General features: G+C 63.7%; 11 protein-coding genes. 5 read left to right on the top strand and 6 right to left on the bottom strand.

Annotated elements, in window-relative coordinates:
• The first annotated feature begins 1 nt into the window (after nt 1).
• Nucleotides 2-1,513 carry an MFS transporter gene (locus tag AC3WLY_RS24045; RefSeq protein ID WP_310136681.1) on the top strand — a complete coding sequence of 504 codons (1,512 nt, stop codon included), beginning with the start codon at nt 2-4 and terminating at the stop codon, nt 1,511-1,513.
• Between the two features lie 563 nt (nt 1,514-2,076).
• On the opposite strand, the gene AC3WLY_RS24040 is transcribed toward AC3WLY_RS24045, so the two are convergent.
• From AC3WLY_RS24040 to AC3WLY_RS24030, 3 genes are all read right to left on the bottom strand, one after another.
• Nucleotides 2,077-2,700 (bottom strand): ABC transporter ATP-binding protein, encoded by a 624-nt coding sequence (locus AC3WLY_RS24040; protein ID WP_492309507.1) that lies wholly within the window; start codon nt 2,698-2,700, stop codon nt 2,077-2,079.
• A gap of 11 nt (nt 2,701-2,711) precedes the next feature.
• The gene (locus AC3WLY_RS24035; RefSeq protein WP_492309477.1) at nt 2,712-3,914 is read right to left on the bottom strand and encodes a DUF6136 family protein; all 1,203 of its coding nucleotides are present in this window, start codon (nt 3,912-3,914) and stop codon (nt 2,712-2,714) included.
• 304 nt (nt 3,915-4,218) lie between these two features.
• Nucleotides 4,219-4,566 carry a winged helix-turn-helix transcriptional regulator gene (locus tag AC3WLY_RS24030; protein WP_492309478.1) on the bottom strand — a complete coding sequence of 116 codons (348 nt, stop codon included), beginning with the start codon at nt 4,564-4,566 and terminating at the stop codon, nt 4,219-4,221.
• Nucleotides 4,567-4,636: 70 nt separating this feature from the next.
• On the opposite strand from AC3WLY_RS24030, the gene AC3WLY_RS24025 reads away from it, so the two are divergent.
• Nucleotides 4,637-4,993 (top strand): VOC family protein, encoded by a 357-nt coding sequence (locus AC3WLY_RS24025; protein WP_310136676.1) that lies wholly within the window; start codon nt 4,637-4,639, stop codon nt 4,991-4,993.
• A 339-nt stretch (nt 4,994-5,332) separates the two neighbouring features.
• Here the strand turns inward: AC3WLY_RS24025 and AC3WLY_RS24020 are convergent, their stop codons facing one another.
• A complete protein-coding gene (locus AC3WLY_RS24020) occupies nt 5,333-5,956 on the bottom strand; it encodes a tyrosine-type recombinase/integrase (protein WP_492309479.1) in 624 nt (207 codons plus the stop codon).
• Between the two features lie 220 nt (nt 5,957-6,176).
• The gene (locus tag AC3WLY_RS24015) at nt 6,177-6,542 is read right to left on the bottom strand and encodes an Arm DNA-binding domain-containing protein (protein WP_492332724.1); all 366 of its coding nucleotides are present in this window, start codon (nt 6,540-6,542) and stop codon (nt 6,177-6,179) included.
• 133 nt (nt 6,543-6,675) lie between these two features.
• Here AC3WLY_RS24015 and AC3WLY_RS24010 point away from each other — a divergent pair, with 133 nt between their 5' ends.
• From AC3WLY_RS24010 to AC3WLY_RS24000, 3 genes are all read left to right on the top strand, one after another.
• Complete coding sequence (locus AC3WLY_RS24010; RefSeq protein WP_492309481.1) at nt 6,676-8,055, top strand: flagellar hook-length control protein FliK; 1,380 nt, start codon at nt 6,676-6,678, stop codon at nt 8,053-8,055.
• 175 nt (nt 8,056-8,230) lie between these two features.
• Nucleotides 8,231-8,386, top strand: a complete 156-nt coding sequence (locus AC3WLY_RS24005) for a hypothetical protein (protein WP_175959995.1) — start codon at nt 8,231-8,233, stop codon at nt 8,384-8,386.
• Nucleotides 8,387-8,561: 175 nt separating this feature from the next.
• The gene (locus tag AC3WLY_RS24000; protein ID WP_492309482.1) at nt 8,562-9,041 is read left to right on the top strand and encodes a GNAT family N-acetyltransferase; all 480 of its coding nucleotides are present in this window, start codon (nt 8,562-8,564) and stop codon (nt 9,039-9,041) included.
• Nucleotides 9,042-9,173: 132 nt separating this feature from the next.
• Here the strand turns inward: AC3WLY_RS24000 and AC3WLY_RS23995 are convergent, their stop codons facing one another.
• On the bottom strand, nt 9,174-12,014 hold the full coding sequence (locus tag AC3WLY_RS23995) for a heavy metal translocating P-type ATPase (RefSeq protein WP_492309483.1): 2,841 nt from the start codon (nt 12,012-12,014) through the stop codon (nt 9,174-9,176).
• Nucleotides 12,015-12,223 lie beyond the last annotated feature (209 nt).

Below are 12,223 nucleotides of genomic sequence, written 5' to 3'. Positions count from 1 at the left end.
AATGATTCGGTTTCCGAAAGTGGGCTTAGATAATAGTGCCACTTGTTGCTATCGTGCAAACCATGTCATTCCTTTCCCGATCACGCGCATGACTATCGAAGCGTCTTCCCTGCGCCGCGGCCTCGCGCTCGCGTCGCTCTATACAGGCGTATTCCTGCCGCCGCTGGATTACTTCATCGTCAATCTAGCGCTGCCTGCGATTCACGTCGGCCTGAAAGCCAGCGACGCGCAGATCCAGCTCACGGTCTCCGCATACGCGCTCGCATATGCAGTCGTCCTGATCACCGGCGGGCGCCTCGGCGATCTGTACGGACGCCGGCGGATCTTCATGATCGGCATGGCAGCCTTCGTCGTTGCATCGGCGCTGTGCGGCATGGCGATGAGCGGCGAGGTGCTGGTCGCGAGCCGCGTCGTGCAGGGCATCAGCGCGGCACTGATCACGCCGCAGGTCCTCGCGTCGATCCGCACCGTCTTTCCTGCGCAGATGCAGGCGCGCCTGATGGGCATCTACGGGTTCGTGTTCGGGCTCGCGTCGGTGGCAGGGCAAGTCGGCGGCGGCGCGCTGATCGATCTGCATCCCTGGGGACTCGACTGGCGCGTGGTATTTCTCGTGAACGTGCCGATCGGCATGCTCGCGCTGGTGGGAACCTGGCGGTATCTGCCCGAGAGCCGTGCGGAGCGCGGCGCGCGCATCGACGTCCCGGGCATGGTCGCGCTGACAATTGCGCTGATGCTGCTGATCTATCCGCTGACTGTCGGCCGCGAGCTGCACTGGCCCGCATGGACGTTCTGGAGTCTCGGCCTGTGCATACCGGCATTCGTTGCGTTCATCCGGATCGAGCGCCGGATTGCGCGGCAGGCGCGCGATCCGCTCGTCGATGTGGCGGTGTTGAGCCAGCCGGTCGTGGCAATCGGCTTGCTGCTCGCGTTCCTCTTCTACAGCATCGCGGCGTTCTTTCTCACTTATGGCATCTACCTGCAGGAGGGGCTCGGCTGGACCCCGCTGCAATCGGGCCTCGGCCTCGCTCCCTACGGTGCCGGCTATCTGCTCGGGCCGCTCGCGACGCCATGGCTCGCCCGCCGCATCGGCGAGGGCCTGATGCCGCTCGGGTTCGGTTGCCTCGCCGGCGGCTTCGGGCTCTGCGCATCGCAACTGGGCCATGGCGCGCCGGAACTGCCGTTTTATATCGGTCTCCTGATTGCCGGGACTGGACAAGGGTTGGCGCTGCCGTCGCTGCAGCGGATCGTGCTTGCGGACGTCGACACGCGCCATGCCGGCATGACCGCCGGAGCGATCGTCGCGATGCTCTATATCGGCGCCGCTTTCGCGGCCGCCTGCATCGGCGGTGCGTTCTTCGGCGCGCTCGGCGAGGGCGGCGGCGCGGCAGCGCACGCGCACGCGATGCGCATCGGCCTCGAATGGATGCTCGTGCCGCTCGTCGCGGGGTTCCTGGTTAGCGTCTGGATGGTGCGGCGTCGCGATCGGACGACGAGTGCCGTGCGCGGCATCTGACCCGGCGCGCGAGGTCCCGGGGCGGGCTTGCCCGCGTGCGGCACGGAGCGCTCACGTCGTGCCCGCGACGCGATCCTTGCCGCCATACGAAGCGGCGATGACGCGCAGCGCCTGTTTCGCGCGCTCGTCCAGCGAGCCGCTGTGCAACATGACATCGGAACTCGGCAGCCGCGGCAATCCGAACCGGGTGCCGACCTCGACGGATCCGGCCGGCGCCGCGGGCCGGGCCAGCACCGACTAACTTTATTCAGCGGAACGAGGAATCCTCGTGGGGCGTCGTCCTATCGAGTCCCCAGAGCGGGGCGAGATCTAACTTTAAAATAGTGAAGTGTCCAACGCGTGTTGATTTTCACCGAGCCTTAACCCACCGGAATTAAGGCTCGGTGAAAATCAACAGTCGAGCGCAAATTTCATGCGTGAAGAGCAATCATCGGTCGCTTACCGGCCAGAATTTGTCATTGGTCGACTGCTTCTCGTTGTCCGGTCATCCATCAGAGACGGGCAATAGCGACATCGAAATCCTCAGGTATTGGGATGGCTAACTGGATAGCTAAACTAGCGCGCTATCCAACCGCACCAAGATCGGCAAAACTGATTGTTCTCGCACTGCAGCCTTCGGTGAATTCGAGATCATGACTCGAAAAGAACACCACCCGATCTTTTGCCAGCGTGCGGAACATATCCATGAGGACGCCGCGCGCAGCGGCATCGAGCCCGTTGCTGGGCTCGTCCGCAACTACGACCGAGGGTTTCCCGAGTGTGATAGCACTCAAGAAAATCTTCTTGCGAGTGCCGAGCGACATCTGCTCAAAGCGCTTTTCCAAGTGCGACGCCAACCCGAAACGATGCGCGACATCGAGAGTGACGTGGTCGACCACCGTCTTTTTGGTCGAGGCGACGAATTCCAGGAACTCGCGTCCGGTCTGGAACGGATACGCCATGCAGTCGTCCGGCACGTATGCTAGCGAGGACTTTGCCTCGAACGGCGCTTCACGTAGCGAATAGCCATTGATCCGGACATCACCTTCATCGGCATCGATGGTCCCGGCGAGGATACCAAGCAAGGTCGACTTGCCGCTGCCATTCTCGTCACAAAGCGCTACACAGCCCGCTCCGAACCTGTGGTGCAGCCCCTGGAATATGACGCGCTCGCCATAACGTTTGCGGATGTTTTCAATTCGAAGCATCGTGAAGTCGATTAGACGAAGATGTGCCATGCGGCGACGATCCAGACCACGGCGAGTATTGCGCCGAGCAATACGGACTCTCTCGGAGCATAGCGTTGTGGCAAACGCAGCAGCGCAAGCAGCGGCGCCCCGGCCAATACGATACCAACGGCGACGTGTACCGACAGGACCCCATGCACGACCAGAAGCAGTGGCGCAACGGCCGCAAATGGCAGTGCGAGCGTGGTGACTGTCAGTACATCCGCACGAACCTGCATAGCCGAGCGTAGAGGGAGCGATCGCACAAAATGGGCCGCCCGAACATGACTCGCGCACAAATCGCGATAGGTCGTCGCCGCGATCAGCGCGATCACGGCCTGTGCGATCAGCGTCAATGGCACGACACGTGTGTCAAAACCCCACAGGTCAGCCACGTAACAAGTGGAAACAGCGACCGCACCCATGACTACGCAGCGGCTGACGGTCCCTGCGAAGTGACACCCTAGAATACCGAGCTGAAGTCTTACGAAAGCCGGAAGCCAACGTGCTGTATTTGCGGACATGTGACCGGCTGCTCGACGCCATGTTGTACCGAACTGCCTCGCGCGCGAAGAAGATGCCGCAGGCGTATGGACTAACGCGAACGCAGCAATGATCAACGACGCTACTAGCAGCGTCGTCCGCACGGCATTACCTGTCTGCAGCGCGCTGATCAGAATGAAATTGGCAACCACCAACGGAGTTCCGTTACTGATATTGCGCGACAACGCGGCCAATTGCCATCCAAGCGTAATCGTCATCAAACCGATAACGTACAGATAGTTCGAGGCCTTATCCGGCAAGTAAGCGAACGCGATCGCTGCAGAAATAACGGGTAACAGTAGCGGCGTACTGGCGATCAGCACGACGGTTGCATCCAGGATACGGTGACGCCGATCGGAAACAGGCAACGATTTGACGAAGACGGCGAACGGGCCGCCGCTAATGGCCGTACGTTGGATCAGCACCCAAAGCATGCCGATGGCTTCGAGCATATGCACCCAGACGAACCGCCATTCGAAGCCATGCTCTGAAGCCAAAGGTGCGAGTATGGGCGCGCCCAAGAGGCGGGACTGTGCAAACACGGGCATTGTGGGCAGCAACAGCAGGACAGTGAGGGATAGAGCCTGCCAGTGCCTATGCAGCACCCGGGCCGTCGCCAGTACGTACCAACGCAATCGCCACGAAAGCATCATTTTTTATCCACGTAACGCGCCACGCGGCCCCGCATGATCGAAGCGGTATCCTGCCATGTCGGCCGGAATGGCACAACTCGCATCCCTTTGAGTCATTCATGCAATTTCCCCGAGTGTCTGCGGTTCGGCTTAAACGAAGCACCCGTCCGATTCAAGCGACATCACCTCATCGGCCGTTCGTCCAAGTCACGACATAACGCTTAGGTATGCCAGTCACGCAAATGCGATGCTGCTGATCTTGGTGTTGGTACGTCAACCGCAAGCCGGCTGCCGGAAGCAGCGGGAATCCAACGCCAACCAATCCTTATGCTCGAGGTTGGAGATTGCATTTACCCCAATCACATAGCCCTTGCATGAGCGCAAGCAAGGATGACGCGCTTGAGGTTGATCGGTATGCAGGGCGATGAGCGGCATCCTCATATTTTTCCAGCAGCCCCTCTGATACCAGCTCGCCGAGCCGAACATCGAGCACTTGATCCGAGATACCCGGGAGCAGTGCCTTCAGTGCCGAAAAACTCGTACTGCCATGATGTACAAAAAACAATATTTGCATTTTCCACCGGCGGCTCATCGTGGAAAGCACTGCATTTAGAACGCAAACGCTTTCCAGCGTGCGTTCGTTTAAAGCGGTCGGCCCATTGATTTTTCGCATCGCATCTCCTTTGCCGAACTCACTCGAGAATGAGTGCGTGACAATCACTTCATGTCACTATACTACATGAATGAAAATACTAAACGTTCTGATCCCATCGGTTCTATCCGCGCATGAAGACGCGCTCGCCTTCTATCGGGATACGTTAGATTTGCCCGTATTGCGAGACGTCTTTATGGAGAGGCTTGGCTTTCATATGACGCTCGTCGCGCCGATGCTACTCCTTCACTCCGGTGTTCGCGACGCATTGGATCTCGCTGCGCGAGTACATGCGATTTTGATCGTCGACGATATTGATGCTTTCTGGAATCGCGTAATGACAAAGGTGTCCGTCGTGATTCCGCTTGAGGAAATCGAAACAGGAAGGCGATTTATCGCCACTCATCCGGACCAAAAGACGTTTGAGTACCTTCAGCTTCGCGCCTGACAAAAGGAGAGATAGGCGCGCGTCATGCTCCAAATACTTTTAGTTCGTCACATCACGCACTGGAGGAGTGAGCCGCAGTCGACGCCAGTGAGAATGCAATCTGGCTGCACCGGGAAGTCATCATGAGACCGCCATCTCAACGGTCTTGTGCAAAAGACAAGATGTAAACACATTTCAGCGAATGTAAACAGACCCTAGACTCAATCTGACAGTGGTTGGGTTTTCATGCTGGCGCGCATTGGCGCGAAGGGCGTAGCCCGTACCTGTCAGATCGAATCCCGGCTAATACAATTAACGAGCCCCAAGGGGTTACATGCAACCTTGTAGCCCATATGCCTTTTAGTTTTCCAATGAGACGTGTCTGGCCCATGCTTCCATCAGTGGCCGACGCTGTTCCAGTAGGTCGGTGCGGTGATAGGCGGCCTCGACTTGATTCTTCACTGTGTGAGCCAGTGCGCGTTCTGCAAGGTCCCGTGCGTAGCCTTGTTCGCTTGCCCAATCCCGGAAACTGGAACGGAACCCATGGGCTGTTGCCACGCGGTCGGGCGTATCACTTTGTGCCTTAACACGACGAAGAAATGCAGTCAGCGTCATGTCATTCAGCACTTTCTCACGTGGCGATGGAAAGACTAGCGTCTCGTGCAGTTGATGTTGCTTAAGCCATTTGAGAAGGGTTAACACCTGCTCAGACAGCGGGATGCGATGCGCTTCCTTGGCCTTCATGCGCGAAGCTGGGATGTTCCAAACGCGTCCAACCAGATCGAATTCGTCCCACGTCGCGCCTCGCACTTCGCCACTGCGGGCTGCGGTAAGTATTAGGAAAAGCAAAGCGGCGCGCGTGCTGTCTATCGGTGCGTGCTTTGCGAGATGAGTCGCCACGAATTGCGGCACCTGACGCCACGGCATTGCCGGTTGGCGTGTCGTCTTGGTCGACTGTTTGGGAAGGATGTAGTCGACTGCCATGAAGGGATTCGCTGCGATATGGCCGTGTGCCCAGGCCCACTGCATGATGGCTGCATGCGTTGACGAGCGCGGCTGGCTGTAGCAGTCTTCGTCAGCCAGATCGGGCGCAGGATGTCTGCACAGTCACCGGGCTAATGACATCGAGCTTGCGGTTACCGAGCTTGGGAAAGACAGAGGCTTCTAGGCTGCCGATCCATTGAATTGCACGCTTCTCGCTCTTTCAGCCTAGCTTCAGCTCTTCGTGGACTTGGCGGGCAGCTTTCTCGAACGTTAGGGCCGCGGCGGCAACACTGGCCGCTTCGCGATCCCGATTGCGCTGGTCGATCGGATCTTCGCCGCTATCGATGAGCTTCCGCATGGTGAGCGCTTTCTCGCACGCCTCAGCGATGGAGATTTCGAGGTAGGTGCCAAGACCTGCGTCACGTCGCTTACCGGTCACGGGGCTGGTGAAGCGCAGGGTCCATTTGTAGCCCGACTTCGTCGGGGTTAGCAGCAGTCCGGTCACCTTTCCGTCGAAGACGGGTTTGTCGGTTGGTTTGAGCGCTTGGGCTTGTTTGTCGGTTAGCATCGTTTTTCGGCCCATCATGTAGCCCCTCGAGAGTCACTGGACTGGGCCGGATAGCGTTGGAGTAAATTGGACAAGTTGATGATGCAGGTTATTGATTTGTTTGAAGATGATTGGATTTTGATGGATGTTCTTGGACATTAATTTGGCTGACATGACCGAATCCGTTTCCACGTCTCGTTCCCGTTCCCGTTTCAATCGTTCGTCGGCCCGTTCCCGCCAGCGCTCGGCGGCTGCCGCGAGCAGCACGTCCGCGAGGGCGACGTCGCGGCCCGGCAGCGCGCCGGCCGGCGATGCGTCGCGGGATGAACTGACGCTCGACCTGTTTGGCGATCCGGTGCTCGAGCCGGGCGAGCGGGTGCCGGTCACGGCACGCGACGAAGCGGTTGCGGAAGCCGAAGCGGCGGCCGGTGTCGCGGACGATGCGGCCGCCGGGCGGCAGGCCTCGCTGGATGGGTTCAGTGCGCCGGAGGGCGCGAGTGCGGCGGGGCATGCGGAAGCTGACGGCGCTGTGAAGCCGGAAGTCGCGGTGGCGGTTGACGGTGTTTCGGCGCCTGAAGGCGGCGATGCTGTGAAAGCGGACGGTGTGACTGCGGCCGACGGCGTTGCGATGAAGGTGGTCGAGGTACTTGCGGCCGATGGCGTTGCAGCGAAGGCAGCCGATGTGCGTGAGGCCGATGGCGGCACGGTGGCGGTAGCCGAGCTGCAAGCAGCAGATGATGCTGCGACGAAGGTGGCCGATCGGCAAGCGACTGATGACGAAGTCGCGAAAGCTGCTGTCGAAGCGGCGGCCGGCGTCGCGACCGTCAAATCCCGCGAAGGGCGCTCTTCCGGCGACGCAGTGAAGGAACGCCGCTCGTCGTCGGGCGGCAAACGCCGGGCGGCTGCCGGCGCAAGCGACGCGACGTCGGTGCAATCCGCGCCGGTTGCGACGAGTGTCGACAAGGCGCCGGACGCGATCGGATCGAACGCGGTGCCGGACGCCGCTTCGACGGTCGAGCCGCAGACGCCGGCACAACCGGTCGAGCCAGCGCCCCCCGCGCGCGCCCGTGACGCTGCCCCGACCAACGCCTCGCCGTCGCCGGTCACGCAGCCTGTCGCTTCCGCCGCGTCCTTCGTGACGAAGCCGTCGTCGGAACGCACGCAGCCGGCCGCGCCGGCCTTCGATCCTGACACGCACCTGCGCCCGCTGACCGACCGGCTCGCCGCGCTGCAGGCCGACTTGGACGGTTTGACGCGCGCGGCCGATCGCGAGATGCGCCGCGTCAACCGTCTGTTGCTGGCGCTGGCCGTCGTCGTGCTGGCGGGGCTCGTCGCGCTGATGCTGCAAACGCGGCAGATCGCGCACCTGAAGCAGGACGCGGCCACCAGGCAGCAGCGGATCGATCGCCTGGCGGCCGACCTGTCGACGCAGCAGGCGACGTTGATGACGCTCGAGGAGCACCACGAAGCGCTCCTGTCGCAGGTTGACCGGCTTCAGCGCAATGCGAACCGCGACGCGGCCGTCGCGAAGCGTGCCCGCCGCACGCGCTGATCGTTCCGACCCTATCCTGGAAGCCCGACGGGGCAAGTGTCGCCGTTCCGCGCCTGCGGTCGCTGGCGGCGCGCGTGCGGCAAACTGATGCGGCGTACTGGCAGAGTTCAGGGAAAACCCTTAGAATGGAGTCCATCTAAGGGAAAACCCTAGACACAACTGTCAGGAGTCTCACATGAGCTTCATCCTTGCCCTGCTGCAAAAGATCGACGACCTGTTCGTGTCGCCGCACCTGCCGCTCGATGCCGATTACTCGTACGCTGCGCGTCATGCCGAAGCCGAGCGCGTGCGTCGTGCGCATCTCGTGCCGATCGTCCTGTATCGTCGCTGATTCGCTGATTCGCTGATTCGCTGATTCGCTGATTCGCTGATTCGCTGATTCGCTGATTCGCTGATTCGGCGCGGCGCCTGCTACACCTGCCCGCTTGTTTTCCGCCGCTGCCCCGCGCGCCGGCGCGACCGTCCCGCTACACTGGAAGCTGGATTCCTCTCACGGCGACCGGGCCATGCTGCAGATGCGGCCGATGACGGCCGGCGAATTCCACGCGTACCGCACGCGAGCCATCGACGGCTACGCGCGCGATCTCGTTTCATCCGGACAGAATGCTGTCGAAGACGCGGCCGATCGTGCGCGCGCCTGTTTCGACATGCTGTTGCCGGACGGCCTGCGAACATCCGGCCAGACACTCGTCGTGCTCATCGACGGCGCCAGCGGCGACGCGGTGGGCGACCTCTGGTACGCGGTCGTGCCCGAAGGGCCGAACCGCACGCTGTTCATCTACGACCTCGACATCGTCGCGTCCCGGCGCCGCCAGGGCTGGGCCACGCGCGCGCTCGATGCGCTCGACGCCGAGGCGCGCCGGTACGGCATTACCGAGATCGGCCTGTCGGTGTTCAATCACAACACGGCGGCCCGCGCGCTGTATCGTGCGTGCGGCTTCGTGCCGATCACGACGACGTTGATCAAGCCGGTCATCCCGGGCTGAATCCGCTGGCAGGCGCTGCGTCGTCACGTGCGACCGATTCGACACGCGGCTGACGGCAAACGCCGGCCACCCTCCCGATCCTTCCTGTCACCGAACGCCGAACGCCCGTCCGGCCAGCGTCACCGGAGCGCGTCAGCGCGCCCGCCCTTTCCATCTCCGCAGCAGCAGTGCGTTGGTCACGACGCTGACGCTGGAAAACGCCATCGCCGCGCCCGCGATCACCGGATTCAGCAAGCCGAGCGCCGCGAGCGGCACGCCGACCAGGTTGTAGACGAACGCCCAGAACAGGTTCTGCTGGATCTTCCGGTACGTGCGTTTGGAGATGTCGATCGCGTCGGCGACGAGCGCCGGATCGCCGCGCATCAGCGTGATGCCGGCCGTGTGCATCGCGACGTCCGTGCCGGTCGCCATCGCGATGCCGACATCGGCCGCGGCGAGCGCGGGCGCATCGTTGATCCCGTCGCCGACCATCGCGACGATCCCGCCGTGCGTGCGCTTCAGTTCGGCGACGACGCGCGCCTTGTCGTCGGGCAGCACCTGCGCATGCACTTCGCCGATGCCGAGCGCTGCCGCGACGGCCGCCGCGCTGCCGCGGTTGTCGCCCGTCACGAGCACGCTCGCGACGCCGCGCGCCGACAGCGCCGCAATCGCGTCGCGCGCGCCCGGCTTTACGGTGTCGCCGAACGCGATCAGCGCGAGCAGCGCGCGCGGCGCATCGGCGCGCATCAGCCACGAGATCGTGTTGCCCGCGCGTTCGAGCTCCGCCGCGCGAGCGTCGAGCGCCGGCGGCACTGCCAGGCCGAGTTCGTCGCGCCAGCGCGTGCTGCCGAGCGCGAGCAACTGTCCGCCGACGCGTGCTTCCACGCCGCGTCCGGCCACCGCGCGCGCATCGGCTGCAACGGCCGACGGCGCTGCAGCACCGCGCGCGGATACGTCCGCATCGTGCACGGCGACCACGGCGCGAGCGAGCGGATGGTCGCTCTGGCGCTGCACCGCCGCTGCGAGCGCGAGCGCTTCGTTGCGCGGCATGCCGACGGCTTCGAATGCCGTCACGGACGGCTTGCCTTCGGTCAGCGTGCCGGTCTTGTCGAACGCGATCACGGTAGCGCGCTGCGCGAGTTCGAGCGCCTGCGCGTCCTTGATCAGCACGCCGTGCCGGGCTGCGACACCCGTGCCGGCCATGATCGCGGCGGGCGTCGCGAGGCCGAGCGCGCACGGGCACGCGATGACGAGCACCGCAACCGCGTTGAGGATCGCGGTTTCCGTCCCGGCGCCGGCGATCAGCCAGCCGACCAGCGTCAGCAGCGCAATGCCGAGGATCGCCGGTACGAACACTTCGCTGACGCGATCGACGAGCCGCTGGATCGGCGCCTTCTCCGCCTGCGCGGATTCGACGAGGCGGATGATGCGCGCGAGCGTCGTCTCCGCGCCGATCGCGGTGGTTTCGACGACGAGCGCGCCTTCGCCGTTGATCGAGCCGGCCGTGACGGCGTCGCCGTCGTCCTTCGGCACGGGCAGGCTTTCGCCGGTGATCAGCGATTCGTCGATATGCGAGCGGCCCGTCACGATCCGGCCGTCGACCGGCACGCGTTCGCCGGGGCGGATACTGACGTTCGTGCCGACGCGCACCTGCGACAGCGGCACGTCGCGTTCGACACCGTGCTCGACGACGCGCGCACGGTCGGGACGCAGCGCGTTCAGTGCGCGGATCGCCTCGGTGGTCTGGCGCTTCGCGCGCGATTCGAGCCATTTGCCGAAGCGCACGAGCGTGACGATGACGGCCGACGCCTCGAAATAAAGGTGGCCGGGATGCGCGGGATCGCGCAGCAGCATCCACAGGCTCAGCCCGTACGCGGCCGACGTGCCGAGCGCGACGAGCAGGTCCATGTTGCCGGCGCGCGCCTTCACCGCATGCCAGGCCGCGCGGTAGAAGCGCGCGCCGAAGCCGAACTGCACGATCGACGCGAGCGCGAGCTGGAGCCAGCCGGGCAGCATCAGGTCGATGCCGAACGGCGCGACGAGCATCGGCGCGACGAGCGGCGCGCTCAGCACCGCCGACCAGATCACCAGGTTGCGTTCGCGAACCGCTTCGCGGCGCTTGCGGGTGTCGGGATCCTGCGCGGGGCTGGCCGATTGCGCGTCTGCGCCGGACGTTGCACCGGCTGACGGCGCGGCGGCGAGCGATGCGCGGTAGCCGGCCGTCGTGACCGCCGCGATCAGCGTGGCGGCGTCGAGTGCGCCGGTGCCGTGCACCGTCGCGCGCTCGGTTGCAAGGTTGACCGATGCGCGTGCGACGCCCGGCACGGCGGCCAGCGCCTTTTCGACGCGGCCGGCGCAAGATGCGCAGGTCATGCCGCCGATGTCGAGTTCGAGATCGGCGGAGGGGGCGGATTCTGCCGACCGGACGGCGATGGCGGCGGTGCCGGCGACCGGCGTCGCGCCATAACCGGCCTGCTTCACGGCGTCCGCCAGTTGCGCGGCGGAAACGTCGGCCGCGGCATCGACCGTGGCGCGTTCGGTCGCCAGGTTGACCGACGCGCGTGTAACGCCCGGCACCTTCGCCAGTGCCTTCTCGACGCGCGACACGCACGACGCGCAGGTCATCCCGTCGATTTCGAGTTCGATTGCGGTCGCGGCCGCAGGAAGCGCTGCCGCCGAAACGGGCGGCGTTTCGTCGCGCAGCGCGCGCACCGCAGGCGCGGTCGCGACGGCTTCGACCGCCGCTTCACGTACCGCTTCACGCACGGCCGCGCGGTAGCCGGCCTCACCGACCGCGTCGACGAGCCGGCCGGGTTCGACCGATTCCTGCGCGATCACCGTCGCCGTATGCGCGTCGAGATCGACCGCCGCATCGACGACGCCCGGCACGGCGGCCAGCGCGCGCTGCACGCGGCCCGTGCAGCCGCCGCAATGCATGCCGTCGACGCTCAGTTCGATCGTTTGCAGCGCGGCGGAGGCAAGTGGTTCAGTCATGTCGGATTCCCCAAAAGCGCGGTTCGTGCCGCGAATGATCCCAGTATCAACATTCCCATGATGGGAAGGTCAAGCGCCGGCGACGATACGACGCGTCGTCTGGACGCGGTGCCGGATCGACCCGACACGCCGGAGCGCTGCCCGGCGACGGCGGAACTAGCGTTCCGCCCTCTATTCGGCATATTGGGGGATGCCCTTAGGCGCTATGA

Source organism: Burkholderia sp. FW306-1C-G01B, assembly GCF_058781685.1.
The sequence above is the reverse complement of the archived record's forward strand: the minus strand, read 5'-3'. Positions and strand labels throughout refer to the sequence as shown.